The following is a 26,104-nucleotide window of genomic DNA, read 5'->3' on the forward strand; positions in this document are numbered from 1 at the left end:
CGCCCGCGACCCCCTGCGCGCCGCCCGCCCCGCGCCGGCGGCCCGCCGTCGTACGTGCACCGTCAGCAACCAGTGGAGGGAACGACCATGCCGCAGACCGACGACCCGCACGCGTGTCCGGCCCCGGTGGCGCCGCCGGGCTCCCGGGGCATCGACGAGATCCTGGCCGCCGCCCGGGTGCGGCTGGACCGGCTGGACCCGGAGCGCGCACACCTGGCGCACCGGGGCGGGGCCCTGCTGGTGGACATCCGCCCGGCCGCCCAGCGGGCCGCCCACGGCACCGTGCCCGGCTCGCTGGTGATCGAGCGCAACGTGCTGGAGTGGCGGTTCGACCCCCGCTGTCCGGCCCGGCTGCCGCAGGCCGTCGGCTACGACCTGCGGGTGATGGTCATCTGTCAGGAGGGCTACACCTCCTCGCTGGCCGCCGCCGCCCTCCAGGATCTCGGGCTGCGCCACGCCACGGACGTCGTCGGCGGCTTCGTCGCCTGGCGGCTCGCCGGCCTGCCCGTGCTCGGCCCCACCCCGCCGCAGCCCACGTCCACCCCCGCGCCCCCGGTGACCGCCGGTCGGGCGCCGTCCTGACCGTCACGCTCCACCGGGCGTGGCGGCACCGCCGCCCAGGAGGCTCCATGTCCGTCGTCGCCATCCCCACCCGACACCACTCGACCGCGCGCCCCGAGCGGATCGGAGCGGGCCGACCGCGCTCCGCCCCGACCGTCACCATCACCCTCGACCTCGTCCCGGGGCCGGTGAGCCCCCGCCTGGCCCGGCTGCTGGAGCTGATCGGCGAACTCGCCGAGTCGGGGGAGGGGCGGCTGGGTCCCGGCGTCGCCGAGGACCGGCCGGCGGCGCCCCGGCCGGTGCCGGCCGTCGTGGACCCCCAGGCGATCCGGATCGCCACCGGCTCGCGGGTGGTCCACCAGGGCTCCCGCGTGATCCCGCTGACCCGCATCGAGTACGACCTGCTGCTGTTCCTGGCGGAGCAGCCCCGCCGGGTGTTCACCCGGCTCCAGCTGCTGAGCCGGGTGTGGGGCTACGAGCACGCGGTGGCGCGCACCGTCGACGTGCACGTCCGCCGGCTGCGCGCCAAGCTCGACCCGGACATGCCGGTGGTGACCACCGTCTACGGCGTGGGCTACCGCCTCGCCGACGAGGCCCGGATCGAGATCGAGCGCAGTCGCTGACGGCGCCACCCGCGCGGCGTGCCCGGCCTTGGGCGCGCCGCGCCGCCGCGTCCGCAGTGTCCCGTCGCCGGTACGCCGCGAGGCGCCCCGGTCGCGCGCCCACGACCCTCCGGAGGGCCGACGCGATCCACGCTCATCCATTCCCGGCGCACCCGCGCCGACCACCGTGAACCGGGCGGGCACCCCCCTATCGGGTCAACCCGGCGGCTCTGCTGTAATCATCAGGCTTCGTACGCAGAGCGAGCATCCGGCTCCGATGCGTTCGTCAATTGTCACATTCATGCAACGCAGCCGCCCCTTGACCCTCGCCCGGGCGCCGGGAAGCATCGATGGAGCGGCGTCCCGGGCCGTGGGGAGATACCCGGACCAGCCAAGGAGGACCATGTCGGTCAGCCCCGCCTCGTCGCGCGCCGGATGGCATACGTCCCAGCCCGCTGTTCCCGGACGACCCCCGGGGGGCCAGCGTCGCCCCGCCAACACCGCCGCACCGATGCTCACGGTGACCCTGAACATCCCGTTGGCATCCGAGGAGTCGCTGACCGCGCCCGCCCGACGGCTGCTGGAGGCCGCCCGGGAGATGCTGGAACGCGGCGAGGGCACCGTCATCACCGCCACCGTCGAACGCCGCCCCGACCCGGTGCCCGCCGGCCGCGCGCCGTCGCGCCCGGTCGCCGCCACCATCCCGACCCTGCACATCCTCGCCTCGTCCCGGTCGGTGCTGCGCGACGGCGAGCCGTTGCCCCTGACCCGGCTGGAGTTCGACCTGCTGCTGCACCTCGTCGCCCACCCCCGCCGGGTCTTCACCCGGTTGCAGCTGCTCAACGCGGTCTGGGGCTACGAGCACGCCGGCGTGCGTACCGTGGACGTGCACGTCCGTCGGCTGCGTGGCAAGGTCGGCGTCGACGTCCCGCTGGTCACCACCGTCTACGGCGTCGGCTACCGGCTCGCCGACGACGCCCGCGTCACCATCGACCGCAACGGCTGACGCCACCCACCGCGCGGGCACCGTCCACGGCGCGAGCACCGGCTGCGCGAGCACCGTCCACCGCGCGCGTTCGGCCGCGCGAGCACTGGCCTTACGAGCACCGACCGCGCGGGCGCCGGCCGCCGCGCCCCGTCCGGGGCGGCCGGCGGGGCACCATGGTCGGATGCGGATCCGACCCATCTCCCCGGAGCTGCTCGTCGCCGAGCTGACCGAGCGCCTCGCCGGCACCGACGCCCCCGGCCGGCTGCGGGTGGCCGTCGACGGCGCCCCGGCGGCCGGCCCGGACGAACTCGCCGCCGCGCTGGTCGACCCGCTGCGCGCGCTCGGCCGGCCCGTGCTGCACGTACGCGCCGCCGACTTCCTCCGCCCCGCGTCGGTGCGCCTCGAGTTCGGCCGGACCAACCCCGACGCGTTCTACGAGGGCTGGGTCGACGAGCCGGGGCTGCGGCGGGAGGTGCTCGACCCGGCGGGGCCCGGCGGCTCGGGACGGGTGCTGCCCTCGCTGTGGGACGCCACCACCGACCGGGCCAGCCGCGCCGCGTACGTCGACCTGCCGCCCGGGGGAGTCGTGCTGGTCAGCGGGGCACTGCTGCTCGGCGGGGGCCTGCCCTTCGACGTCACGGTCCACCTGGTGCTCTCCCCGGCCGCCCTGGACCGGCGCACCGACCCCGCGCAGCGGTGGACGCTGCCCGCCTTCGCCCGGTACGCCGACGAGGTCGCACCGGCCTCCTTCGCCGACGTCGTGGTCCGCGCCGACGATCCCCGGCATCCGGCGCTGGTGGAGTCCCCGGTGTCGCCCTGACGCCGTGACACGGCGAAAAGTCGTCGGTTTGACGGTCGACGTGCCGGGGTATTCGCCCGGCTCACAGAGCGCGGGTGATCCGCCCGCGCGCAGACCACCACGGCGCCGGGCGCACCTACCCGGTGCCCCGGCGGATCTTCCAGGCCAGAAAGGCAGGCAGCGATGCTCGTCCACGACACGATCGGTACGGGCCGATCCCAGGCGGAGATCGACCAGATCCGGCGCTCCCTGCAGGCCCGCTACGACGAGCTGTCCGCGGAGTACGAGCAGGCGGTGCTGCAGAGCCAGGTGCTGCGACTGGTGGAGGTGGGTGACACCGCCGGTGACGACCAGGCCGACAGCGGCACCAAGACGGCGGAGCGGGACACCGCGCAGTCCCTGCTGCGGACCATCCTCGACCGCCGCGCCCAGTACGAGCACGCCCTCACCCGGCTGGAGGAGGGCACCTACGGCTTCTGCGAGGGCTGCACCTCGGCGATCCCCGTCGAGCGGCTGGAGATCTTCCCCTCCGCCACCACCTGCGTGCAGTGCAAGCAGAACCGGGAACGTCGGGCGGCCTGATCCCCGCCAGCGGTTGCCGGTCGGTCCGGACCGCGGCGAGGTCGACCGATGGGTGAGATCAAGGTCGGCACCGCCTCCTGGACCGACCGGACCTTGTTGGACTCCGGCTGGTATCCGCAGACCGCCGACACCCCGGAGAAGCGGCTGGCGTACTACGCCCGCCAGTTCCCGCTGGTCGAGGTCGACGCCACCTACTACTCGCCGCCCGCCGAGCGGACGGCGAGGCTGTGGGCCGAGCGCACCCCGGCCGGCTTCACCTTCAACGTCAAGGCGTTCAGCCTGCTCACCGGGCACCCGACCCGGGTCGGCGCGCTCTACAAGGACCTCCGGCCGGACACGGGGAAGAAGAACCTGTACCCGGACGACCTGCCGCCGCAGGCGTACGAGGAGGTGTGGACGCGCTTCCTCGCCGCGCTGGACCCGCTGGTCGAGGCGGGCAAGCTCGGCGCGCTGCTGTTCCAGTTCCCACCCTGGTTCACCATCAGGCGCGACAACAAGCAGTACCTGCTGGAGGTGGCGAAGCGCTGCGCCCCGCTGCGCCCGGTCTACGAGTTCCGGCACGCCTCCTGGTTCGACGGCGACAACGCCGACGAGACCCTCGCCTTCCTGCGCGAGCACCGGCTGGCGTACGTCTGCGTGGACATGCCGCAGGGGCACCGCTCGTCGGTGCCCCCGGTGTTGGCCGCCACCGCGGACCTCGCGGTGGTCCGCTTCCACGGGCACAGCGACAAGTGGACCAGCAAGGACATCCACGAGAAGTTCGGCTACCGCTACGCCGACCGGGAGCTGCGCGACTGGGCGCCGAAGCTGCGCGAGCTGGCCGACTCGACCGGGCAGACCCACGTCCTCCTCAACAACTGCTACCGCGACTTCGCGCAGACCAACGCCGCGACCCTCGCCGGGCTGCTCGACGCGGACTGAGCCGGGCGGTTCACTCCGTCGGGGTGAGGGCCGCTCACCCCGGCGCCACGCAGCATGGACGGTGTGTGCGGCAGACCGTGGCCGCGGCAGGCGACACCACGGAGGTGGGTGGAGATGACGGTTCGGGTGGTCCCGGGTCGACGACGCGGCCCCGTGCTGCACGTCGTCGGGTCGTCCCCCGACGCCCGGTGGGCGCCGCGCCCTGCCCGGGTCGGTCCGACCCGGCAGCCGCGCGGCCCGGTGGGGCCGCCGCGACGTGACGACGACCGACGGTGGGAGACCGACGTACGGGGGTGGACAGATGGCTGAGCAGCTGCATTCCGCGTTCGAGTCCTCGATGGACAAGACCAACATCATCCTCAAGGACATCGAGCAGGCCTACGGCTGGCCCAAGGAGCAACGCAACCAGTCCTACTGCGCGCTGCGCACGGTGCTGCACCTGCTGCGCGACCGGATGCCGGTGCAGGAGAGCGTGGAGTTCGCCGCGCAGCTCCCGGTGCTGGTGCGCGGGATCTACTTCGACGGCTGGAAGCCGTCGGACGTGCCGATCAAGCTCAACCGGGACGACTTCCTGCTGGAGGTCCGGCAGGGCTTCCCGTACGACGCCGAGGGCGGCCCGGAACGCGTGGTGCAGGTGGTGCTGGACACCCTGCGCCGCCACGTGACCCAGGGCGAGTGGGAGGACGTGAAGGCCACGATGCCCCGGGACATGGCGAACATCCTTCCCTGACGCGCCGCACGTCCGCGACGGTCCGCTCCGCCCCTGGCGGAGCGGGCCGCGCGCCGTTCACGCCGGCCCGCTCGGCGCCACTTCTCCCTCGCCCTCGTCGTCGGGGGCCGGGGGCGTCCCGGGTACGCGGCTGACCGACCGGCCGGCCCGGCGGGCGAGCGCGGCGAAGGCGGTCGCGTCGACGATGGCGGCGCCGCCCGGGTCGTTGTTGAAGTAGACGTACGCGGGCTCGTCGTCGCCGAACGCGTCGGCCAGCCGGCGCACCCAGGAGGCCAGCGACGTGCGGCCGTAGCGGGGCCAGGGCTTGGCCCGTCCCTCGTGCAGCCGCAGGTAGCCGAAGTCTGCGGTACGCCAGCGGGGCGCGACGGGCCGGCCGAGCCGGTCCGCCCAGACCAGCGCCGCCCGCCGCCGCTCCAGGACGGCGCGGGTGGCGTCGGTCCACCATGACGGGTGCCGCGGCTCGACCGCGACCCGCACCTCGGCGGGGAAGAGCCGCAGCGTGGCGTCCAGCGCCGCCGGGTCGGCGGGCAGGTTCGGCGGCAGTTGCACCAGCACGGGGCCGAGCCGGTCGCCGAGCGCGGTGGCCCGGCCCAGGAAGCGGGCCACCGGCTCGGCGGGGTCGCGTAGGCGCTTGACGTGGGTGAGGTAGCGGCTCATCTTCACCGCCACGCAGAAGTCGTCGGGGGTACGGGCCCGCCAGGCCGCGAAGGTGTCGCGCTCGGGCAGCCGGTAGAAGGCGTTGTTGACCTCCACCGTGGCGAACCGGGCGGCGAAGTGCTCCAGCCAGAGCCGCTGCGGCAGCCCGGCCGGATAGAAGCGGCCCCGCCAGTCGCGATACTGCCATCCCGAGGTGCCGAGCAGGATCATCCGCCGTCCCTCACCAGAGGTCGAAGTGGAAGACCTCGAAGGCGGTGCCGTAACGGACGCCCAGTCGGGCGCCGACGGGGCGGCAGAGCCCTTCGAGGAACTCCTCGGGGTCGAAGCTGCCGTCGCCCAGCCCGCTCAGGTACGCGTCGTGCGCCCGCAGCGAGGCCACGCCCCGCGCGAAGGTGTCGGTGACGTCCACCCCGTGTGCGGCGAGGGGCGAGGAGGCGGCCCAGACCTGGCGCACCCCGTTCCACGGCCCGATCCCGTCGACGAGTTGCTCCGGGAACACCCACCGGTTGCCGGCGTCGCGGACGGCGTCCAGCACCGCCCGGCCGGTGGCGATGTGGTCGGCCTGGTTGAGGGCGTACGCACCGTCCCAGGTGTCCCGGAAGTTGTTGGTGACGACGATCTCGGGGCGGTGCCGGCGGACGACCCCGGCCAGGGCGCGACGCAGCGGTACGCCGTACTCCAGGATGCCGTCGGGCAGGCCGAGGAACTCCACGGTCTCCACCCCGACCAGGGCGGCGGACTCGCGTTGCTCCCGCTCCCGCACCTCCCTGGCCCGCGGCGGGGGCATCGCGTCGATGCCGGCCTCGCCGCTGGTGACGAGGCAGTAGACGACCTGTCTGCCCTGCGCCGTCCAGCGGGCGACCGCGGCGGCGGCGCCGAACTCCAGGTCGTCGGGGTGCGCCACGATCGCCAGCGCGCGCTGCCACTGCTCGGTCACCGGTTCCAGCGGGCGCGGTCCGGTCGGCTCGATCATCGCCACCTCCTGCTCGAACAGGACCATCCTGTCACCGTCGGAGCCGCACCGCGCGCCGCGACGTGCCTGCTGGCGGCCCTGACCGGGCACGGCGAACCGCCGGTGTGAACCGGAAAGGACGTCTACGGTGTGGTTAGAGAAGATCGCGTGTGGGGTACCACCCGCTGCACGACGGACCCCGGCGCAACGGCGGGGCGGCACATCCCTAGGGAGCACCGATGGCACTCAACGACGACGACATGCAGACCAGCAGCGGTGGCGGCCCCGAGGGCCCGGCCGACGGCGGCGCGACCCCGGGCCAGCAGGACGGTGGCGCCGACGGCGGTGCCGACCGCGGTGCCGAGCGTGGCGCCGACCAGGGCGCTGACCAGGGCGCGGAGGGTCCCGCCGACGGCGGTGCGACCCCGGGCCAGCACGACGGTGGCGCCGACGGCAGCGCGGAGGGTCCCGCCGACGGCGGTGCCACGCCGGGCCAGCACGACGGTGGCGCCGACGGCAGCGCCTGACGGACCGCCATGACCGACATCGACCCGCCGGGCGGCGACGGCCGCCCGGCGGTCCCGTCCGAGGCCTCGGCCGCGCTCGCCCGCTGCGTGTCGGTCGAGCCGGCGAAGTTCGCCGCCGCCCACTGGGGACGCACCCCGCTGCTCTCCCGCGCCGACGAACTGCCCAACCGGGCCGGCTTCACCGACCTGCTCAGCCCCGCTGACGCAGACGAGTTGCTCAGCCGCCGCGGCCTGCGTACGCCGTTCCTGCGGATCGCCAAGGACGGCCAGCTCGTGCCGGCGGCCCGCTTCACCGGCGGCGGCGGCGCCGGCGCCGAGATCGCCGACCAGGTCCTCGACGAGCGGGTGCTGGAGCTGTACGCCGGCGGCGCCACCCTCGTCCTGCAGGGTCTGCACCGCACCTGGCCGGCCCTGACCGACTTCACCCGCGAACTCGGCACCGCCGTCGGGCAGCCGTTGCAGGTCAACGCCTACCTGACCCCCGCCGGCAGCCAGGGTTTCGCCACCCACTACGACACCCACGACGTCTTCGTCCTCCAGGTCGACGGCCGCAAGCACTGGCGGATCCACCCGCCGGTGCTGCCGGACCCGCTGGAGAAGCAGCCGTGGGGCGGCCGGGCCGACGAGGTCGCCGCCACCGCCGACGGGCCCGCCACGCTGGACGTCGTGCTCGCCCCCGGCGACGCGCTCTACCTGCCCCGCGGCTGGCTGCACAGCGCGCAGGCCCAGGAGTCCAGCTCGCTGCACCTGACCGTCGGCGTCCGGGCGCTGACCCGCTACGCCCTGGTCGAGGAGCTGCTCGCCCTCGCCGCCGAGGACCCGCGGCTGCGCGCCACGCTGCCGTTCGGCACCGACGTCGCCGATCCGGACGCGATCGAGCCGGAGCTGACCGAGACGGTGGAGGCGCTGCGGGACTGGCTGCTGCGGGCCGACCCGGCGGCCGTCGCCGCCCGGCTGCGGCAGCGCGCCTGGCCGGCCGCGCGGCCCGCGCCCATCCGACCCCTGGCCCAGGCCGCAGCGCTGGCGGCGCTGGACGCCGACACGCGGCTCGCCCCGCGACCCGGCCTGCGCTGGCGGCTCACCCCACGGGGCGACCAGGTCGCGCTCGTGCTGTTCGACCGCACGATCACCCTGCCCGCGTCGTGCGCGCCGGCCGTGCACGCCCTGCTCGGCGCCGGGTCCGTCCGGGTCGGCGACCTGCCGGGCCTGGACGACGACGCCGACCGGATCACCCTGGCCCGCCGCCTCCTGCGCGAGGCGGTGCTGGTCCCCGCCTGAGCGGGCCACCGTTTCGGCGGCGGGGCGACGACCCCGGCTGCCGTCGGCCGCGTGTGCGGCCGGCCAGCCGGCGCTGGCACGGCGACGGAGCCGCGGTTCAGCGGCCGGCGACCAGCAGCGCGACCGTGGTCACCAGCCCGGCGACGAGCACGACGGTCATCGGCCGGGGGCCGAGCACGGCGTGCCGACGGTCGGCGAGGACCTTCGCCGGCACCAGACCGACCAGCGGACCCAGCAGCGTCACCACCAGGGCCAGCACCGGCAGCCCGACCCCGAGCTCGCCGCCGTACCGCTCGCCCGCCGCCCGGGCCGCGCCACCGAGGGCGTACGCGAGCACCGCGCCCGCCACCCCGCACAACGCCAGCAGCGGGTTGACCGAGCCCGGCAGGTCACCCGGCTGGCGGGTGCGGTTGAGCAGGTCCCGCACGCCGGCCAGCAGCGGAGCCGGGTCGCCCGTCGCGCCGGGCACCGGCGCCGGTGGCCCGCCCGCCCGGCGACCCGAGCCGCCGAGCCGGCCGCGCAGCAGTTGCCACAGGTCGGCGACCTCGGCGTCCACCCGTTCCTGCTCCTCCCGCGCGTCCACCAGCTCCCGCTCCGCGCGCCGCAGCTCGGCCTCCGCCTCGGCGACGGCCCGCTCGGCCGCCGCGCACTGCTGGGCGTGCCAGGTGTGCGCCTCGGCCCGCTGGACGCGCACCCGCGCGCTCAGCTCGGCCAGCCGACGGATCTGGGCCGCGTACGACTCACTGGTCACCGGTTCGTTCATCGCGCCGGCCCGTAGGGAATGATCACCTGGCCGGTGCGGTGCACCGCCCGATCGAAGAACAGCCCCCGCCAGGGCCGGGGATACCAGTCCGGGCCGCCCGTCCCCGGATACAGCGACGAACCCAGCTCGCCGCCGTGGGCGTCCAGCGCCACCCAGGCGCCGATCTGGTCCGTCCGGGCCGCCGGCCCGCCCAGGTCGGCCCGCATCCGGGCGACGCCCCGCCACCAGGCCAGCACGTGGGTGCGCCGCTCCGGCCCGTCGTGCAGGATCCGGCGCAGCTCCTCCAGCCCGGTGCGCCGGCCGATCCGCGTGGCCAACGCCCCGGCCGCCGCGTCGACGGCGAACAGCAGCAGGTAGTGCGGCATGCCCGGCGCACCGAGCCCCTCGGCGGTCTCGGCCATCAGCTCGCCGACGGTCTCCTCGTCGTACCAGGCGGCGTCCTCGGCGAGATCCTCGTAGAGGGACCGGGCGGCCGGGTCGGCGTCCGGGTCGAGGCAGGCGATCGAGAACCGGGCCGTGCCGGGGCGGTGCTGGCGGGCCAGGGAGCGGGCCGCCGCGTCGAGCACCGCGCACGCCTCGTCCACCCGGGTGCCGAGCACCGCCAGGTTGCGGCCGGGAGCCCGGGGCAGCCGCAACGCCGCCGAGCGGGACTGCACGTCGATGATCTCGCCGAGCAGCGCGACCGGCGTACGCGGGTGCCCCGTCTCCGGCGCGGCCAGCGCCCGGAAGTCCGGCGCGTCGGCGAGGCGGGGGATCGCGTCGCCGTCGAAGAGCCGGGCCGGCGCGGCGTCCTGCGGGCGCATCCGCCACAGCCGGTGCTGCAACTCGCTCCACGTCTCCCAGTCGCTGGCCGACGGGATCCGGGCCACCTGGTTGCCCTCCGCCATGCCGGACTCCGCGTTGACCACCGCGTGGTGGCGCGGCAGGGACTGGGCGGCGTCGTTGCGCTCGGCGAGGATCCGCAGCGCCTTCGGCAGCGCGATGCGCAACGTGAACTGCGCGACCAGGGCCGGCCGTCCCCACAGCGCCTCGATGCCGCGTACGTCCTGCGAGGCGAGCACCAGGTGGATGCCCTGGGACCGGCCGCGCCGGGCCAGGTCCTCCAGCAGGTCGGCGGCCTCCCGGGCGACCACGTCCCGCCCGGCCAGCAGCATCTGGAACTCGTCGACCACCGCGACGATCCGCGGCCAGTGCCCCGTGGGGTCGACCGCGCGCAGCTCCGCGAGCTTGGTGACCTCGTGCTTCTTCGCGGCGTCGGCCCGCCGCCGCAGCTCCTCGGCGAGGAAGCGCAGCAACGCCAGGCCGAACTCCCGGTCGGTGTTGACGTTGATCCCGACGAGCCGCATGTGCGGCAGCCAGCTCGGGTCCCGCCGGCCCTTGGCGAACCGGGCGAACGACACCCCCTCCTTGAAGTCCAGCAGGTAGAACTCCAGCTCGCTGGGGGAGTAGCGGGCCGCCAGCGCGCCGATCCAGGCGAAGATCAGGTTCGTCTTGCCGGTGCCGGACGGGCCGCCGATCAACGCGTGCGGCGGGTAGTCGCCCAGGGTGAGCAGCACCGGCCGGCCGTGCGGGCCCTCGCCGATCGGGGCGGTCAGCCCGGTGGCGGAGTCCTCCCGCCACATCTGCTCCACCGGCGGCAGCAGGTCGGTGAACGGAGTCGGGGCGGGGCCGGCGTTGACCCGCGCCGCCACCTCCCGGCAGGTCTCGGTGACCAGGACCGGCGGGGGCGGCGGATCGAGGCGTACGGGCAGGCCGTTCGGCCCGCCGATCCGGGCGCCGTCGGCGTACGCGCCCACCCGGGTCACGGTGGGATCCTCGGGCAGCGACACGCCCCGCACCACCAGGTGCACGCCGCAGGCCGCCCCGGTGCGGACCACCCGGTCGAGCTGGCCGCGTTCGTGCCGCGACAGCTCGTCCCCGCCCAGCAGCACCGCCACCCGCCACGGCTCGGGCCGGCGACCGGTGGCGGCGGCCAGCTCGCGCAGCGAGACGTACTCCCCGGCCAGCACCGTCTCGTTGATCCGGCGGATCTGCTCCACCAGGTCGTCGAGGAGCCGGGCCAGCCCGCCCGGGCCGACGAAGGTGAGCAGCCCGGCCGTGCCGAGGGGGGCGAAACCGGCCAGGCCGCCGCCCAGGTGCTCGGGGTCGTAGCCGACCAGCCGTACGGCGCCCGGATCGGCGCGCCCGACGCCGCGCAGCAGCAGCGCCGACACCACCGCGTCGCAGCCCTCCCGGTCGTCCCCGGTCAGCTCGACGTGGCCGGCGTCGAGCAGCGGCACCAGCGCCGGCACCGGTTCGGCGCCGGGGATGCGTACCGTGCCGATGCGCAGCGCGCCCGGCGGTTCGGCCCGCCGGGTCGGGGTCGGGTGCCACCGCGTCCAGTCCGCAGAGGCCGCCCCGGGGGCCTCCCGCTGCGCCGCGTCCGCCGCCCGCCGGGCCAGCTCCGCGATGCGTGCGGCGTGCCGATCGTCGATCTCGGCCAGCCGCCGGTCGCGCTGCGCGCCCACCCGCTCCGGTACGACCGACGCGGCCCGCCGGACCTTCGCCAGCCGCTCCCGGGCCGTGGTCAGCTCGGCCTGCGCGCTGGACAGCCGGGTCCGGGTGGCGCCGAGGGCCTCGCCCAGCATGCCCCTGGCCCGGGTGACCAGCTGGCTCCGCCGGTCAGCCATCGACGCCCCGCCCGCGCGGGCCCGGGGTGCCACCCGACGCCGGCCGGCCCGCGGGCGGGCTCGACCAGACGCGGCCGGCCGATCCGGGCCGTCCCGCGGCGGCACCGTCGGCGGCCGGTCCACCGCGGCCCGCCCACGCGCCGCCATCGCCCGTCGATCCGCCGCTGCCCGGTGCGCCACCGTTGGCCGGCGCGCCGCCAGCCGACCCGCCGTTGCCAGCCGACCCGCCGTTGTCCGTCGACCCGCCGGGCCGGCCGTGCGCCGCCGCCCGGTCGGCCGTCGGATCGGGCCGGCCTTGTGTCGTCGTCCGGTCCGGCTTCGGGGCGGCCTGGCCGGCGGTCGCCGCCCGCTCCCGGGCCGCGGTCGACTGGTCGTGTGCCGCCTCCGCCCGGTCCCGTGCCGCCGCGACCCGCTCCCGTGCGTCGGCAAGCCGGCCCTTCGCGGCGGCGGCGCGTCGCTGCCACTCGGCGTCGTCGGCCCGGTCGCGGGCGGTCTCCGCCTGCCGGTCCCGCTCGGCGGCGGCGCGTTGCTCCCGGGCCGTCTCGGCCTGCCGGGCCCGCTCGTCCTCGGTGGGCAGGTCCCGGCCGAGCCGGGCCAGCAACACCCCGGTGAGCACCCCCGCGGTGACGGCCGGGTCGGCGGCGTGCGGCTGCTCCGCCTCGCCGCGCCGGGGCGGGGGCATCCGGCAGATCCGGGTCAGCAGCGTGTCCAGCACCGCGGGGGGCAGGCCGGGCAGCAGGTCCCGCACCCGGCCGTCCAGCTCGCGGTGCAGCCGTCCGAGGTCCTCGGCGCGCGGCGGGTGCCCGAGCAGCTCACCGGCCAGCTCGCGCAGCAGCGGCGGGGCGACCGCCGCCAGGCCGAGGCCGACGTCGGCGTGCGCACGACGCAGTTCGGTGTGCAGCCGGTCGCGGTCGCCGGCGCGGACCCCGCCGACGACCCGGCGCAGCAGCTCCCGGGCGTCGTCGACCTTCTCGTCGGGCTGCTCGGGCGCACCCTCCCGGCCGCCCGTCAGCTCGGCCACCCGTACCGCCCACCAGCGGCGGGGCGTCACGTCGGCGGCCGGCTCCGGCGCCGGCTCCCCGGGGGCCGCCTCGCGCGGCGCGTCGTGCGCGGGCCGGCGCCGCTGCTCCTGCGGCCTGGGGGCGGGGGAGCCGTCGGCGGCCAGCCCGATCGCGGCCAGGTACGCCGAGAGCTGCTCCTGCGCGACGCGTAGCGCGTAGCCGGCGGTCTCGGCGTGCTCGGTGGCGGCGGAGAGCTCCGGCACCCCCATCGGGTCGGCCGACTCCTGGCGGACCCAGCGCAGCCGCTCGGCGGCCAGCCCGAACTTCTCGAGCGCCAGGGCCAGCTGCGCGAGCGGCAGGTCATCGGCGGCGGCGCGGACCTGCGCGCCGACGTCCTCGACGATGGACACGGCCGAACCTCAGAGCGTCGCGACGTAGAGTTGCGCCTGCTCGACGGCGACGAGTGTCGCGGCGAGGCACTCCTCCAGCTCCTGGCTGGCCTGGGTCAGCGAGGACTGGGCCGCCTCGACGGTCTCGTGCCCGCTGCCCTCCAGCGCGCCGGCCAGCGTCTGCTGCGCCTCGGCCAGCTTCTCCCCGGCCGCCTGCACGGCACTCTGGCCGTCGCCGATCTGTTGCAGCGCGACATCGATGGCTGCCTTGAGCTCGGCGACGCTCGCCACGGCGAAACCTCCTGGGGGCGGGGAGGCCTCCATTAGAGCCTATCCCTCACGGTGAGAGAACATCCGCCCTGTCAGTGTTCCTGCCCCGCTGACCGGTTGTCGACCGGAAGCGCTGCTAGTCCGGTTGACGGGACTACCCGGGCGGGGCCGGACGGTCCCGCAGCCAGCGCGGCCCGTACACCTCCGCGCCCTGCGCGACGACGCGTTCCCGCAGCTCACGGTCGGCGGTGACGACCAGCCGCCGGCGCTGCGGCGCGGCGGCGACCAGGTCGACGACGGCGTCGTCGCCGGACCCGGGCGCGGCCACCACCCGGACCCCGGCCGTGCCCGGCACGTCCCGCGCCCGGCCCTCCACCACCAGCACCACCTCCACCGGGGGCGGCAGGTGCGGGGGCAGCCCGGCGGCGGCCACCGGGGCCAGCGAGTCGCGCAGCCGGGCGGTCGCGCCCGCGCGGTCCCGCCACCAACCATCCGGGCGGGACCCCACCACGTTGGCGGCGTCCACGATCAGCAGCGGCATCGTCGGCTCCATCCCGCCAGCCTGCCACCCGCCGGCTGAGGTGCAAGGAAGGGACCCTTCCGCTACCGCAGGCGTTTGACGAGGGGCCCTTCCTCGCACACATCGCACGGGGCCATCGTGGCGGGTCGCGGCGCGGGTGGTGGCGTTTGTCGGGCGGACCGCCGGGTAGCCCCTGGCGACCGTCGCGCCCGACTGCGGAGGACAGACATGATGGGACCCGGTGACTTCGGCTCCGACCCCTGGGACGAGTTCCTGGCCCGGTACTTCGGCCGGGGCGAGGGTGGGCGCCGACCCGCGCACCGGGTCGACATCACCCGGCTGATGACCGCCGACGCCAGGGAGATGCTGGCCGACGCGGCCCGCCGGGCCGCCCAACGCAAGAGCAGCGATCTCGACACGGACCACCTGCTCTGGGCCGCGCTGCAACGCGAACCGCTGCGCGACCTCGTCCGGCGCGCCGGCGCCGACCCGGACACGCTGCTCAACGCGCTCGGTGGGCGCGGCGACGGCGCGCCCAAGGGCGAGGTGCCGCCCAACCTGTCGCTCACCCCCGCGGCCAAGCGGGCGCTGCTCGACGCCCACCAGCTGTCCCGGGCGATGGGCGCCAACTACATCGGCCCCGAGCACATCCTGATGGCGCTGCCGCTGAACCCGGAGTCTCCGGCCGGCCGGATGCTCGCCGCCGGCCGGATCCAGCCGGAGTCGTTGCAGGCGGCCAGCGCCGAGCGCGGGCCGATGACCGGGCCGAAGCCCGACCGCGGCACCCCCACCCTCGACCAGTACGGCCAGGACCTGACCGACCTGGCCCGCAACGACCAGATCGACCCGGTGATCGGCCGGGCCGACGAGATCGAGCAGGCCGTCGAGATCCTGTCCCGGCGGACGAAGAACAACCCGGTGCTGATCGGTGAGGCCGGCGTCGGCAAGACCGCGATCGTGGAGGGCCTGGCGGAGCGGATCTGCGACGGCGACGTGCCGCAGACGCTGCTCGGCAAGCGGGTGATCCAGCTCGACCTGGCCGGCCTGGTGGCGGGAACCCGCTACCGGGGCGACTTCGAGGAGCGGCTGAAGAAGGTCATCGACGAGATCCGGGCGCACCGCGACGAGCTGATCGTCTTCCTGGACGAGATCCACACCCTGGTCGGCGCGGGCGGGGCGGGCAGCGAGGGCGGCATGGACGCCTCGAACATGCTCAAGCCGGCGCTGGCCCGGGGCGAACTGCGGGTGATCGGCGCGACCACGCTGGACGAGTACCGCAAGAGCATCGAGAAGGACGCGGCGCTGGCCCGCCGCTTCCAGCCGGTGTTCGTGCCGGAGCCCACCGTCGACGACACCGTGGCGATCCTGCGCGGGCTGCGCGACCGCTACGAGGCCCATCACCAGGTGCGGTTCACCGACGAGGCGCTGGTCGCCGCGGCCGAGCTGTCCGACCGGTACGTGACCGACCGGTTCCTGCCGGACAAGGCGATCGACCTCATCGACCAGGCCGGCGCGCGGGTCCGGCTGCGCACCCGCACGCCGGCGTCCGACGTGCGGGAGCTGGAGACACAGCTCGAGGAGGTACGCCGGGACAAGGAGCAGGCCGTCGCCGACGAGCAGTACGAGAAGGCGTCCACGCTGCGCGACCAGCTCGCCGAGGTGGAGGAGCAGATCCGCCGGGCCCGGGGCGACGAGGGCGGCCCGTCGCAGGTGCCGGCCGTCGGGCCGCAGGAGATCGCCGAGGTGGTCTCCCGCGCCACCGGCATCCCGATCAGCCAGCTCACCGAGGAGGAACGCGACCGGCTGCTGCGCCTGGAGGGCCACCTGCACGAGAAGGTGGTCGGCCAGGAGGACGCGGTCACCGCGGTCGCTGAGGCGGTCCGCCGCTCGCGTGCCGGGCTGGCCGACCCGGACCGCCCGATGGGCAGCTTCCTCTTCCTCGGGCCCACCGGCGTCGGCAAGACCGAGCTGGCCCGGGCCCTCGCGGAGGCGCTGTTCGGCGAGGCCGACCGGATGGTCCGGGTGGACATGAGCGAGTTCCAGGAGCGGCACACGGTCAGCCGGCTCGTCGGTGCCCCGCCCGGGTACGTCGGCTACGAGGAGGCCGGCCAGCTCACCGAGGCGGTCCGCCGCCGCCCGTACGCGGTGGTGCTGCTCGACGAGATCGAGAAGGCCCACGCCGACGTGTTCAACATCCTGCTCCAGGTGCTCGACGACGGGCGGCTCACCGACAGCCAGGGCCGGACGGTCAACTTCAAGAACACCGTACTGATCATGACGAGCAACCTCGGCTCGGAACTGATCACCGGCGCCCAGCGCGCCGTCGGGTTCGGCACCGGCGCGGAGGGCGGCGAGCAGGAGCGCGACGAGCTGCGCGAGCGGCTGATGCGCCGGCTCCAGGAGAACTTCCGGCCGGAGTTTCTCAACCGCATCGACGAGGTGATCATCTTCCGCCGGCTGGAGGCCGAGCAGCTGCGCCAGATCACCGGCCTGCTGCTGGAGGAGACCCGCCGCCGCCTGCACGCGCAGGACATCCAGGTCCACTTCACCACCGCCGCCGTCGACTGGATCGCCGAGCACGGCTACCAGCCGGAGTTCGGCGCCCGGCCGTTGCGCCGGGTCATCCAGCGGGAGGTGGACAACCAGCTGTCCCGGATGCTGCTGGAGTCGGCGGTCTCACCCGGCCAGAAGATCACCGTGGACGCCCGCGACGGGCGACTCGCCTTCGACGTGACGGCCGGCGAGCGCGGCTACACCCCGGCCACGACGTCCCATCCCCGATGACCGGAGGGCGGACATGAGCGAACCCGAGGAGACCCGGGACGAGAGCGAGCGCACCGATCCGATCGTGGCCCCGCCGACCGCCAACCCCGCCCGGGTGCGGATGCCGCCGGAGGGCGTGGGCCAGCAGGGCGACGACCCGGAACCGGCGGAGTCCGACCGCCGCCGTCGAGAGGAGGGCTGATGGTACGCGAGCAGCGGCTCGAACCCGAGGTGGAGGTGCTCTGGGACGACTTCCACGCCCAGGTGAACGTCCCGTCGGAGCAGTTGCGGCAGTGGTTGCTCACCCGCGGCTCCGGGGAGGAGTCGTTCGGGCCCGACCCGGACCTCGACCTGCCCGGGATGGGCCGGCGGATCCTGCGGGTGCTGGCCAAACGCAAGGTGGACCTCACGCCGGAGGACATCCGGGTGATGCGGGACGCGATCGACGAGATCCAGTCCCTGCTCGACGAGAAGCCGCCCCGCGGCAACGCCGACGACGAGTGGCGGCACGCCCTGCTCGACCTGGGCCACGACGTCCTCGTCGAACGCTGAGCCGGCGGTAGGGCGGCGCCCGGGAGGACCCGGGCGCCGCCCGCCGTGGTCAACCGTGGTCGCTCTCCAGGCTGCCGATCGTCAGGCCCGCGGCGTCGGCAGCCGCCTCGCGGTCGGCGCGCGCCCGCTCCTCGCGGGTCAGCAGGTTGGCGTACTCCGTGACGTCCGCCGGGTCGGGCACCTCGGGCAGGCGACGCAGGAACGCCTCCACGTCGCGGGCGGCGGCGGTGTGCGTGGCGGCGGCCTGCCGGAGGATCTCCCGGTCGTCGGCGGCGGGGTAGGCATCGGTCATGTCCGCCTGATACCCGGCGCTACGCCGTTCGCACCCCGTCGGCCCCGGCGGCCGTCAGCCTCCGGGCCCCGTAGCTCGGGTTGCGCAGCAGCCAGGCCAGGTATTCCGGGTGCGCCGCCAGCGAGTCGGTGTACGCGGCCAGCGCGAACTCCAGCACCAGTTCGGCGTCGCGGGCGGCGGGGGAGTCGGGATGCCAGCCCAGCATCAGCCGCCAGCGCAGCGGAGTCCCGGTCAGCATCCGGGTGACCAACCCGGCGACCGGGCGGAAGGTGGCCTGGCAGAGCGCGATCGCCTCGCCGGAGTCCACCATGTCGATGCAGCAGCGCACGTCGGTCTCGTACACCTTGCGGGGGGTGAAGCCGGCGCGGGCGCAGGCGGCGGCGAAGCAGTCGCCGAAGCAGCCGTCGCCGGGCGCGGCGACCCACTGCTCGTGGCTCAGGTCCACCAGGCTCACCTCGGCGTGCTCGGCCAGCGGGTGCTGCTCCGGCAGCAGCACCAGCACCGGGTCGACGGCCACCTCCCGCCAGCTCAACCCGAGCTCGGCGGGCGGGGCCGCGTCGCCGCACACCCCGATCAGCGCGAAGTCCAGCCGGCCGCCCGCGACGAGCTGGGCCAGCTCGTCGGCCGACCAGGAGGCGTGGGTGGTGATCTGGGCCGGTGGGGGCTCCGCGGCGAGCCGGTGCACGAGCCGGCCGAGGATGGGGCTGTTCACCCCGCCGAACCGGTAGCGGCGGGGCACGTCCCCGGCCCCGGCCAGCCGCGCCGCCTCGTCCTGCAGGCCCTTCATCGCCGGCAGCAGCACCCGCGCCCGGGCGAGCACCAGCTCGCCCAGGGCGGTCGGGCGGGCGCCGCGGCGGTCCCGCTCGAACAGGGGCCCGCCCAGGGTCCGCTCGATGCGCTGGAGCTGGGCGGTGAGTGCCGGTTGGGCCAGGCCGAGCGTCGATGCCGCCTTGGTCACGCTCCCCGTCTCCGCGATCGCGCAGACCACCCTCAGGTGTCGCAGCTCCAGATTCATACCGTGACGGTATGACCCCGTAGCGGCCGACGGAAGGCCCTGGACGGATCAACGCCTCCCAATGTGTGCCCGATCTGCTCCGGCGCGCCGCGTCCGCGCCCGCCGCCGGCTCAGCCCGGCGGCCGCTCGGTGAGATCGGCCAGGTAGGTGGGCCGGCCGGTGACGGCGTCGCGGACCTTGTCGACGACGCCCACCGCGGGCTCGACGACCCGGTTCCACGGCGGGGTCGCCGGGGTGCCGGGGTGCGGGCGCGTCGGGGCCGCCTCCTCGGCGATCTCCAGCCGGTTGCCCAGGCGGATCAGCTCCTCGGCGCTGGCCACCTCGCGCAGCGCCGCGACGAGCGCGCCGGCCTCCTCGAGGTGGCGGCGGACCCGCGCGGCGACGTCGGCGAGCCCCTCGTCGGCGAGCGCCTTCAGGGCGGTCAGCAGGGCCCGGTCGTCCGCGATGGCCCGGTCGATCCGCTCCGCCGCGTCGGGCAGCGCGGCCCGGACGGCGGGCAGCAGGTACTGCTCCTCGGCGGACAGGTGCCGCGACAGCGCCGCCGTGAGCACCTCCAGGCCGCGCTCGGGGGCGGGCTCCGGGCCCGGGTCGGTGAGCCGCCGCAGCAGCTCCCGCAGTTGCCGGTGCTCGGCGTCGAGGATGTCGGCGATGCTGCGGCCGCCCGGCCGGAAGCCCTCGTCCTCTCCGGTCGGCGGCAGCGGTGGCAGGGGAACGGTCATGGTGCCCTCCTCTGTGGCGGGCGGCGTAGGTGGTGGGGAGCGGTCGCGAGCGGCGGTACCCGGCGGCGTCGGCGGCGAAACCGGGCCCGCTCGCCGGTCGTGCCCCGCCATCGGCGTCGATACGGCGGGGCGGGGCGACCGCTGCGGGCCCGTGGGCTGGTATGAAGAACCGATGACGAGCGACGCCGCCTCCGCCCGACCAGACCCCACCGACGAGGTCGTCGACCTCTGCCGTGACCTGCTGCGGATCGACACCACCAACACCGGGGACAACGACACCAGCGCCGGGGAACGCCTCGCCGCCGAGTACGTGGCGGAGAAGCTGGCCGAGGTGGGCGTCGAGTCCGTCATCCACGAGTCGGCGCCCGGCCGGGCCAACCTGGTCGCCCGCATCCCCGGCACCGACCCGAGCCGCGGGGCGCTGCTGGTGCACGGCCACCTCGACGTCGTCCCCGCCGACGCCGACGAGTGGTCGGTGCACCCGTTCTCCGGTGAGCTGCGCGACGGCTACCTGTGGGGCCGGGGCGCCATCGACATGAAGGACTTCGACGCGATGGTGCTGGCGGTGGTGCGGCACTGGCAGCGCACCGGGGTCCGCCCGCCCCGGGACATCGTGCTCGCGTACACCGCCGACGAGGAGGCGGGCAGCGACTACGGCGCGCACTTCCTGGTCAACCGGCACCGTGGGCTGCTCGACGGCTGCACCGAGGCCATCGGCGAGGTCGGCGGCTTCTCGTACTCGGTCAACGACAGCCAGCGGCTCTATCTGATCGAGACCGCCGAGAAGGGCATCGACTGGCTGCGCCTGCACGCCAAGGGCCGCCCCGGGCACGGCTCGATGATCCACGACGACAACGCGGTCACGGCGCTCGCCGAGGCGGTGGCCCGGGTCGGCCGGCACCGCTTCCCCGTGGTGGTCACCGACACCGTCCGGGCGTTCCTGGAGGAGGTCTCCGACCTGCTCGGCGTCGAGCTGGACCCGGAGGACCCGGAGACCGCCATCGCCAAGCTCGGCCCGATCGCCAACATCATCGGCGCGACGATCCGCAACACCGCCAACCCGACCCGGCTCGCCGCCGGTTACAAGGACAACGTCATCCCCGGCCGGGCCACCGCCACCATCGACTGCCGCAGCCTGCCGGGGCAGTCGGAGCTGCTGGAGCGGCAGCTGCGCGAGCTGGTCGGCCCGGACATCGTCATCGAGTACCTCCAGCGCCAGCCGGCGCTGGAGACGACGTTCGACGGCGACCTGGTCGACGCGATGTCCGCCGCGCTGCGCGCGGAGGACCCGGGGGCGCGGCCGGTGCCGTACATGCTCTCCGGCGGCACCGACGCGAAGGCGTTCTCGCAGCTCGGCATCCGCTGCTTCGGCTTCGCGCCGCTGCGGCTGCCGGCCGACCTGAACTTCTCCGCGCTGTTCCACGGCATCGACGAGCGGGTTCCGGTGGACGGACTACAGTTCGGCGTGCGGGTTCTCGACCGGTTCCTCCGCACCTGCTAGCCCCCGCCAGGAACCCCGGTGTCCCGGCGGGAACCACTGATCGTGAAGGGACTGACCCACATGACCGACCAGCACGGTGAGCTGGACGCCGCCCTCGAGCGCGTGATCGATGCGGCCCGCCACCACCTGGCCGCCGTCCGCGCCGCACAGGGCCGCGTCGACGACGACGACGTCTGGCAGGCGTACGTCGCGCTCAACAACGCGTCCTTCGCGTACGACGAGCAACTCCTGGACGCCTTCGGCGAGGTCACCCCGTGGGACGTCGAGTCGATCGACCCGGAGGAGGCCGACCAGCGCTTCGGGGCCGCGGAGGGCGTGGAGCCCACCGACCCGCACCCGCGGGTGATCTCGGTACGGCAGCGGCGCGACTACCGGGTGCCGAGCGTGTCGGCGCTGATCCGGGTCGCCGAGGCCGCCCGGCGGGAGGGCACCCCGGCCGAAGACGAGCCGGAGCCCGTCGAGGGGGTCGGCGAGGCGGTGCTGGAGCTGCTCCAGAGCGGTGACGGCTCGCTGGGCGCGCTGGACGTGCCGGAGCTGGAGCCGCTCGACGGCGTGGTGATGGTCAGCGAGGTCGGCACTCCGGTGGACCTGGAGTCCTTCGACGACGACGACCCGGTGGGCCCGTTCCAGCCGGCGGCCGACGACCGACTGGTCGGCCGGCTCGACGAGCACCCCTTCATGGAGCTCGACGAGGAGCACGACCACGCCCACTAGGCGGTGACGGCCCGCCAGTCAGGCGGCGCAGGCCCGGGGCCCGACCGGACGGTCGGCCCCGGGCCTTGCTGTCGTGGTCAGTACGACAGTCCCGGCTGCGGCTGGTTGACCCGGCGGCGGCGCAGCACCACCTGCCGCGTGCCGTCGCGGTACAGCCGTACCCGCGCCAACTCCCACCCGGAGAACTCCGCCTGGATCGCCAACTGCGCCGCGGCGGTCAACCGGTCGACGTCCGGCGGCAGCCGCAGCGGCGCGTACTCGTAGTCCATGACCTCCATGCTGCCCAGCCCGGGAGGCCTTCGCCACCCCCTCGCCGGTGACCCGCGCCGCTGCCAGGCGTGGCCGCCCGGCTTCCCGGCCATCGCCAAACCGATTGACTTTCGATAGGTTAAGAGCGATAGTCGATGCATGTTCAACGAGCATCGAGCGGTAGCCCCGCTCAGAGTCTTCCTCGTCGTGCTGTTCGGGATCCTGGTCATGCTCCAGACCTTCTCGCTGCCCGGGCAGTTCGCCCACATGGCAGAGGAGTCCCCGGAGCAGGCCTACCTCAGGTGGCCGATGACCGCCGTGGCGGTGTTCTGGGTGCTGTGCGTCCAGGTGGTGGTCGTGTCCACCTGGAAGCTGCTCACCCTGGTCAAGCGCGACCGCATCTTCAGCGACGCCTCGCTGGCGTGGGTGGACGCGATCGTCTGGGCGATCGTCGCCGCCTGGGTGGTGCTGCTGGGCGTCTTCCTCTACGTCGGCTTCAACGCCACGGACCCCGGGCTGCCGCTCCTGCTGTTCCTGCTGCTGGTGGGCGTCGCCGTGCTGGGCCTGCTGATGGTGGTGATGCGCGCGCTGCTGCGGCAGGCCACGACGCTGCGCACCGACATGGAGGCGGTGATCTGATGCCCATCGTCGTACGCATCGACGTCGAACTGGCGAAACGCAAGATGAGCGTCGGCGAGTTCGCCGAGCGCGTCGGACTCACGCCGGCGAACGTGGCGGTGCTGAAGAACGGCCGGGCCAAGGCCGTCCGGTTCAGCACCCTGGAGGCCATGTGCCGGGTGCTCGACTGCCAGCCCGGTGACCTGCTCGAGTGGGTCGACGAGTGAACCCCCACGGCGCGCCGCCCCGGACCGACGGCCACGAACCGCCCACCAGCAGGTCCGAGACCCCGGCCGCCACCAGGGAGACGCCGTGAAGTACCTGCTCGCCCTCCTCGCCGGCGCGCTCGGCGTCGCCGGCGTCGTGCACGGGGAGGCCGACGACTCGCCCGGCCTCCAGTTCCTGGGCGTCGTGCTCGTCGTCGGCGCGGTCGTGTTCGCCGTGCGGCTCGCGCGGCGCGGCCGGTAGCGGTAGGACTGCCGGCCGGCGGTCAGCCGGCGGGCGGGTTCGCCGCCAGCAGGGCCGCCAGCGACGCCGCCCCCAGGGCCAGGGCGCGCGGGGTGCCCGCGTCCACCACCAGCCCCCACGCCGGGTCGGGCCAGTCCGCGAGCAGGTCCGCGCAGGGCACGGCGACGAACGGCACGCCCTCCCCGGCGAACGCGGTCAGCGCGTCCGGGGAGGTGAAGACGGGCAGCAGCGGCGCGCCGGTAGGGTCGGTGACGATCGTCCACGGCACCTCGCGGTCCGGCCCCGGCTCCGCCGCCAGCGGTACGCAGACCGCCGCGGCGGCGAGGATGCCGAGGTAGCCGGGCAGGTCCCGCCGCGCGCCGGCCTCGCTGAGCAGGTCGAGCACGGACGGCCCGCCCGGGTCCGCCCCGTTCCGCGCCTCGTCCACGGCGGGGCCCGCGGGCGGATCCGCGGGCAGTTCCGCGGGCGGCGGGTCGGGCACGCGCGCGTCCCCGGCCCCGGCCGCCGGCTGCTCGACCCCGGCGACGGGCTGCTCGACCCCGGCCACGGGCTGCTCGACCCCGGCCACGGGCTGCTCGACCCCGGCCACGGGCCGCTCGACCCCGGCCACGGGCTGCTCGACTTGGGCAGCGGGGCGTTCGGCTCCGGCAGCGGCGTGCTCGGTTTCGGCGACGGGCTGCCCGGCTCCGGCAGCGGGGTGCCCGGCCTCGGCATCGGGCGCCGCGACCCGGACGCGGGGCACGGTCGGCTCCGGGCGCACCCGGGGACCGGTGGGCGGGAGGATCTGGCAGGACAGCGCTGCGGGCTCCGTGGTGAGCACCGTGGCGGCGGTCTGCGCCGCGAACCCGCTCCACCAGCGCAGGCCCTCGGCGTTGCGCGGCGTCTCGTACCACCAACCGCCGACCCCGCGCGGCGCCTGCCAGCCGAGCTCGGCCAGGCGTCGCTCGTCGTAGGGCGGGCAGACCCCGCGGACGGTGTCCCGGCGTACCATCAGGTGCAGCCGGCGGGGGCCGGCGGCGAGTTCCAGGTCGGTGTCGCGGTCGCAGCCCGACAGCGTGTCGTGGAGCCGGGTGACGATGTCTGGCCAGCCCGGCGACGTCATGCCGGCGGTCCCGGCAGGCGGCCGTCGAGCCGGCCGAGCCGTCCCATCGCCTCCTCCAGGCGGCCCAGCGAGGCGAAGTCGCCGGGGGTGCCGAAGATCCCGTTCAGGCCCGCGCCGAGCGTCGCGTCGAGACCCCCGGTGCGCTCTTCGAGCTGCGCGGTCGCCGCCGTGCGGGCCTGCCGGTACGCCTGCAGCACCATGGCCGCGAGGTCCTCGGTGCCCACCCGCAGCGCGGTCGGGGCGAGGCTCAGGTCGGTCAGCTCGCCGGTGGCGTCGACGGTCGCGGTGACCAGCCCGCTGTCGTCGGTGGCGGTGGCGCTCAGCTCCTCCAGGTCGTCGGTGAGCCCGGCGAAGCGGCGTTCGATGTCGGCGAGCCGTCCGGCGAGTGCGTCGAACGCGGACAGCGGGTCAGACATGAGAACCTCCCGTGCGCGGTGCCGTCCGGGGTGGCGCCCGGCGGCGGCATGATCGTATCGTCGTCCCGCCGGGCGAGTGGGGGAGGAACGGCGTGCCTGACATCGACGTCGACGTGCAGGCGGTGCGTCGGCTGGAGGCGGCGGCGAAGCGGGTGGCCACCTCGCTGACCGCGCTGGAGAGCCGGATCACGTCAGCGGGCGACATACCGGACGGGGCCTTCGGGCACCTGCCGTTCGTCAGCGACATGCTCCGCGAGAAGTACGCCGAGCAGGTCACCGGGGGGATGGAGCTGTTCCGGTCCGGCCACGACGCGTTCGAGCGGGTCGGCGGCGCGCTGGGCGGGACGGCCGAGGCCTACGAGCGCAACGAGCAGGACATCGACGCATCCTTCCGCGCCATCGGCGCCGGGATGCCCCGGTGAGTGGGCCCGCGGGCACCGCCGTCGAGCTCTGGAACGGCATCGACAACGCCCTGTCCGGCGTGGACAAGGTGGTCGACAGCGTCTGCCGCACTCTCGCCTGGCCGTTGATCCAGCTCGTCGACCTCGTCGACGGCGAGCCGGCCGCGCTGCGCGCCAAGGCCACGGAGTGGGACGCGCTGGCCGGGCAGGTGCGGGAGCTGGCGATGGGCCACCGCAGCGTGCGCGAGGCCGAGCAGGCCGGCTGGCGCTCCCCGTCCGGCCAGGCGTACGGGCGGCGGATGGCCGAGGTCGAGCAGCAGCTGCTGGACGTCGCCGAGCAGTTCGCCGCCACGGCCGAGTACCTGCGCGGGGTCGCCGACGCGCTCCAGACGGTGCACGACGTCCTGGTCGACATCTGCGTCGAGTTCGTCAACTTCCTGCTGGTGACGCTGGTCACCGCGCTGCTGATGGCCCCGTTCACCGCCGGGGCGTCCTGGGCGGCCGGGGTGGCGCTGGGAGTCACCCGGGGCATGATCGCGCTGACCCGGATGTTGAAGATCATCCGGCCGCTGGCGACGCACCTGCAGAAGGTCATCCGGCTGCTGCAACGGGTCCTGCTCCACCTGCGCAAGCTGCGCAACCACCTGGACAAGCTGGTCGACAAGCAGAAGGCGCTGCGCGCCGGCCAGAAGTACGCCGACAAGCGCCGTGCCGCCGGCGCCGCCGACAAGTGGCACCACAAGTTCATGGACCCGGCGAAGGGCACCTGGAAGCTCGGCAAGTCCGGTTCGCCGTTCGACATGAGCACGTTCGAGCGCCTCGGGGCGCTGCGGGCGCACGGCATGGCCGACGGGGCGCGGATGATCGGCCGGGACTGGGCCACCAACCTGCCGTGGAACATCCCGAACTCCGTCGTGCACGGCGCCACCTGGGGCACCGTCGCGATGGTCTCCGGCCTGTCGGTGCCCGGCATGGACCAGGTCGGCGACAAGGTCGACGCGGCGGTGCAGGGCGGCGCCGAGTGGATCGACCAGAATGTCTTCGGGCAGCCGCCGGCGCAGCAGCCGGCCGGCAGGTGACGGCCG

32 protein-coding genes are annotated in these 26,104 nt (G+C 75.1%); 19 read left to right on the plus strand and 13 right to left on the minus strand.

The features are described 5' to 3' along the window. Positions 1–87 precede the first annotated feature (87 nt). The 7 genes from OG989_RS20795 (at position 88) to OG989_RS20825 (ending at position 5,183) form a co-directional block, all read left to right on the plus strand. Positions 88–582, plus strand: a complete 495-nt coding sequence (locus OG989_RS20795; protein WP_327028137.1) for a rhodanese-like domain-containing protein — start codon at positions 88–90, stop codon at positions 580–582. Between the two features lie 47 nt (positions 583–629). Continuing rightward, positions 630–1,184, plus strand: coding sequence for a winged helix-turn-helix domain-containing protein (locus tag OG989_RS20800; RefSeq protein ID WP_151454318.1), 555 nt, complete (start codon positions 630–632; stop codon positions 1,182–1,184). Positions 1,185–1,566: 382 nt separating this feature from the next. Then, the gene (locus tag OG989_RS20805) at positions 1,567–2,169 is read left to right on the plus strand and encodes a winged helix-turn-helix domain-containing protein (RefSeq protein WP_151454317.1); all 603 of its coding nucleotides are present in this window, start codon (positions 1,567–1,569) and stop codon (positions 2,167–2,169) included. A gap of 163 nt (positions 2,170–2,332) precedes the next feature. Next, positions 2,333–2,971 carry a uridine kinase gene (locus OG989_RS20810; RefSeq protein ID WP_132237939.1) on the plus strand — a complete coding sequence of 213 codons (639 nt, stop codon included), beginning with the start codon at positions 2,333–2,335 and terminating at the stop codon, positions 2,969–2,971. Positions 2,972–3,133: 162 nt separating this feature from the next. Then, the gene (locus OG989_RS20815) at positions 3,134–3,532 is read left to right on the plus strand and encodes a TraR/DksA family transcriptional regulator (RefSeq protein ID WP_089000644.1); all 399 of its coding nucleotides are present in this window, start codon (positions 3,134–3,136) and stop codon (positions 3,530–3,532) included. A 48-nt stretch (positions 3,533–3,580) separates the two neighbouring features. Continuing rightward, positions 3,581–4,453: a DUF72 domain-containing protein gene (locus OG989_RS20820; protein WP_327028138.1), complete on the plus strand. Its 873-nt coding sequence runs from the start codon at positions 3,581–3,583 to the stop codon at positions 4,451–4,453. A gap of 301 nt (positions 4,454–4,754) precedes the next feature. Beyond that, a complete protein-coding gene (locus tag OG989_RS20825; RefSeq protein ID WP_327028139.1) occupies positions 4,755–5,183 on the plus strand; it encodes a DUF2267 domain-containing protein in 429 nt (142 codons plus the stop codon). A 57-nt stretch (positions 5,184–5,240) separates the two neighbouring features. On the opposite strand, the gene OG989_RS20830 is transcribed toward OG989_RS20825, so the two are convergent. Together OG989_RS20830 and OG989_RS20835 are read right to left on the minus strand one after the other, a co-directional pair. After that, positions 5,241–6,050 (minus strand): DUF72 domain-containing protein, encoded by an 810-nt coding sequence (locus OG989_RS20830; RefSeq protein ID WP_327028140.1) that lies wholly within the window; start codon positions 6,048–6,050, stop codon positions 5,241–5,243. Positions 6,051–6,060: 10 nt separating this feature from the next. Beyond that, positions 6,061–6,840, minus strand: a complete 780-nt coding sequence (locus OG989_RS20835; protein ID WP_327028141.1) for a PIG-L deacetylase family protein — start codon at positions 6,838–6,840, stop codon at positions 6,061–6,063. Between the two features lie 191 nt (positions 6,841–7,031). Between OG989_RS20835 and OG989_RS20840 the strand changes: the two genes are divergently transcribed. Beyond that, a complete protein-coding gene (locus tag OG989_RS20840) occupies positions 7,032–7,319 on the plus strand; it encodes a hypothetical protein (RefSeq protein WP_151454313.1) in 288 nt (95 codons plus the stop codon). 9 nt (positions 7,320–7,328) lie between these two features. Further along, on the plus strand, positions 7,329–8,597 hold the full coding sequence (locus OG989_RS20845) for a cupin domain-containing protein (RefSeq protein ID WP_327028142.1): 1,269 nt from the start codon (positions 7,329–7,331) through the stop codon (positions 8,595–8,597). A gap of 97 nt (positions 8,598–8,694) precedes the next feature. Here the strand turns inward: OG989_RS20845 and OG989_RS20850 are convergent, their stop codons facing one another. The 5 genes from OG989_RS20850 to OG989_RS20870 form a co-directional block, all read right to left on the minus strand. Then, entirely contained in the window at positions 8,695–9,360 is a 666-nt protein-coding gene (locus tag OG989_RS20850; RefSeq protein WP_151454311.1) for a hypothetical protein, read from the minus strand. Continuing rightward, positions 9,357–12,029, minus strand: a complete 2,673-nt coding sequence (locus OG989_RS20855; RefSeq protein WP_327028143.1) for an FtsK/SpoIIIE domain-containing protein — start codon at positions 12,027–12,029, stop codon at positions 9,357–9,359. The genes OG989_RS20850 and OG989_RS20855 overlap by 4 nt, the downstream gene beginning before the upstream one ends. Further along, complete coding sequence (locus OG989_RS20860) at positions 12,022–13,440, minus strand: hypothetical protein (protein ID WP_442791878.1); 1,419 nt, start codon at positions 13,438–13,440, stop codon at positions 12,022–12,024. Before OG989_RS20860 ends, OG989_RS20855 begins: the two co-directional genes overlap by 8 nt. A gap of 9 nt (positions 13,441–13,449) precedes the next feature. Further along, positions 13,450–13,710: a hypothetical protein gene (locus OG989_RS20865; RefSeq protein ID WP_089000636.1), complete on the minus strand. Its 261-nt coding sequence runs from the start codon at positions 13,708–13,710 to the stop codon at positions 13,450–13,452. A gap of 133 nt (positions 13,711–13,843) precedes the next feature. Beyond that, complete coding sequence (locus tag OG989_RS20870; protein ID WP_327028144.1) at positions 13,844–14,242, minus strand: hypothetical protein; 399 nt, start codon at positions 14,240–14,242, stop codon at positions 13,844–13,846. 195 nt (positions 14,243–14,437) lie between these two features. Between OG989_RS20870 and OG989_RS20875 the strand changes: the two genes are divergently transcribed. Genes OG989_RS20875 through OG989_RS20885 form a run of 3 tightly spaced genes read left to right on the plus strand, consistent with a single transcriptional unit; the run spans position 14,438 to position 17,524 of the window. Continuing rightward, positions 14,438–16,993 carry an ATP-dependent Clp protease ATP-binding subunit gene (locus tag OG989_RS20875; protein ID WP_151454308.1) on the plus strand — a complete coding sequence of 852 codons (2,556 nt, stop codon included), beginning with the start codon at positions 14,438–14,440 and terminating at the stop codon, positions 16,991–16,993. A gap of 13 nt (positions 16,994–17,006) precedes the next feature. After that, complete coding sequence (locus OG989_RS20880; protein WP_165947855.1) at positions 17,007–17,174, plus strand: hypothetical protein; 168 nt, start codon at positions 17,007–17,009, stop codon at positions 17,172–17,174. Then, entirely contained in the window at positions 17,174–17,524 is a 351-nt protein-coding gene (locus OG989_RS20885; protein WP_132237915.1) for a DUF3140 domain-containing protein, read from the plus strand. Before OG989_RS20880 ends, OG989_RS20885 begins: the two co-directional genes overlap by 1 nt. 49 nt (positions 17,525–17,573) lie before the next feature. On the opposite strand, the gene OG989_RS20890 is transcribed toward OG989_RS20885, so the two are convergent. The 3 genes from OG989_RS20890 to OG989_RS20900 form a co-directional block, all read right to left on the minus strand. Further along, entirely contained in the window at positions 17,574–17,816 is a 243-nt protein-coding gene (locus tag OG989_RS20890) for a hypothetical protein (protein ID WP_132237913.1), read from the minus strand. 19 nt (positions 17,817–17,835) lie between these two features. Further along, positions 17,836–18,831 carry a LysR family transcriptional regulator gene (locus OG989_RS20895; RefSeq protein ID WP_151454307.1) on the minus strand — a complete coding sequence of 332 codons (996 nt, stop codon included), beginning with the start codon at positions 18,829–18,831 and terminating at the stop codon, positions 17,836–17,838. 110 nt (positions 18,832–18,941) lie between these two features. Next, complete coding sequence (locus OG989_RS20900) at positions 18,942–19,550, minus strand: hemerythrin domain-containing protein (protein ID WP_327028145.1); 609 nt, start codon at positions 19,548–19,550, stop codon at positions 18,942–18,944. A 172-nt stretch (positions 19,551–19,722) separates the two neighbouring features. On the opposite strand from OG989_RS20900, the gene OG989_RS20905 reads away from it, so the two are divergent. Both OG989_RS20905 and OG989_RS20910 read left to right on the plus strand, forming a co-directional pair. Further along, positions 19,723–21,051, plus strand: coding sequence for a M20/M25/M40 family metallo-hydrolase (locus OG989_RS20905; protein WP_151454305.1), 1,329 nt, complete (start codon positions 19,723–19,725; stop codon positions 21,049–21,051). 60 nt (positions 21,052–21,111) lie between these two features. Further along, positions 21,112–21,765 (plus strand): hypothetical protein, encoded by a 654-nt coding sequence (locus OG989_RS20910; protein WP_311414919.1) that lies wholly within the window; start codon positions 21,112–21,114, stop codon positions 21,763–21,765. A 77-nt stretch (positions 21,766–21,842) separates the two neighbouring features. Here the strand turns inward: OG989_RS20910 and OG989_RS20915 are convergent, their stop codons facing one another. Further along, positions 21,843–22,034 carry a DUF5703 family protein gene (locus tag OG989_RS20915; RefSeq protein WP_121399254.1) on the minus strand — a complete coding sequence of 64 codons (192 nt, stop codon included), beginning with the start codon at positions 22,032–22,034 and terminating at the stop codon, positions 21,843–21,845. A 139-nt stretch (positions 22,035–22,173) separates the two neighbouring features. Here OG989_RS20915 and OG989_RS20920 point away from each other — a divergent pair, with 139 nt between their 5' ends. From OG989_RS20920 to OG989_RS20930, 3 genes are all read left to right on the plus strand, one after another. After that, the gene (locus tag OG989_RS20920; protein WP_151454303.1) at positions 22,174–22,653 is read left to right on the plus strand and encodes a DUF2975 domain-containing protein; all 480 of its coding nucleotides are present in this window, start codon (positions 22,174–22,176) and stop codon (positions 22,651–22,653) included. Further along, positions 22,653–22,859 (plus strand): helix-turn-helix domain-containing protein, encoded by a 207-nt coding sequence (locus OG989_RS20925; protein WP_026874506.1) that lies wholly within the window; start codon positions 22,653–22,655, stop codon positions 22,857–22,859. The genes OG989_RS20920 and OG989_RS20925 overlap by 1 nt, the downstream gene beginning before the upstream one ends. 85 nt (positions 22,860–22,944) lie before the next feature. Further along, on the plus strand, positions 22,945–23,100 hold the full coding sequence (locus OG989_RS20930) for a hypothetical protein (protein ID WP_192581375.1): 156 nt from the start codon (positions 22,945–22,947) through the stop codon (positions 23,098–23,100). A gap of 22 nt (positions 23,101–23,122) precedes the next feature. On the opposite strand, the gene OG989_RS20935 is transcribed toward OG989_RS20930, so the two are convergent. Both OG989_RS20935 and OG989_RS20940 read right to left on the minus strand, forming a co-directional pair. Beyond that, positions 23,123–24,202 (minus strand): SseB family protein, encoded by a 1,080-nt coding sequence (locus OG989_RS20935; RefSeq protein WP_327028146.1) that lies wholly within the window; start codon positions 24,200–24,202, stop codon positions 23,123–23,125. Next, positions 24,199–24,618 carry a YbaB/EbfC family nucleoid-associated protein gene (locus OG989_RS20940; protein WP_151454301.1) on the minus strand — a complete coding sequence of 140 codons (420 nt, stop codon included), beginning with the start codon at positions 24,616–24,618 and terminating at the stop codon, positions 24,199–24,201. Before OG989_RS20940 ends, OG989_RS20935 begins: the two co-directional genes overlap by 4 nt. A gap of 92 nt (positions 24,619–24,710) precedes the next feature. Here OG989_RS20940 and OG989_RS20945 point away from each other — a divergent pair, with 92 nt between their 5' ends. Both OG989_RS20945 and OG989_RS20950 read left to right on the plus strand, forming a co-directional pair. Beyond that, positions 24,711–25,040: a hypothetical protein gene (locus tag OG989_RS20945; protein WP_121397959.1), complete on the plus strand. Its 330-nt coding sequence runs from the start codon at positions 24,711–24,713 to the stop codon at positions 25,038–25,040. Next, positions 25,037–26,098, plus strand: a complete 1,062-nt coding sequence (locus OG989_RS20950) for a WXG100 family type VII secretion target (protein ID WP_327028147.1) — start codon at positions 25,037–25,039, stop codon at positions 26,096–26,098. Before OG989_RS20945 ends, OG989_RS20950 begins: the two co-directional genes overlap by 4 nt. Positions 26,099–26,104: the final 6 nt, after the last annotated feature.

The organism is Micromonospora sp. NBC_01740, assembly GCF_035920365.1.
Taxonomy (GTDB): Bacteria; Actinomycetota; Actinomycetes; order Mycobacteriales; family Micromonosporaceae; genus Micromonospora; species Micromonospora reichwaldensis.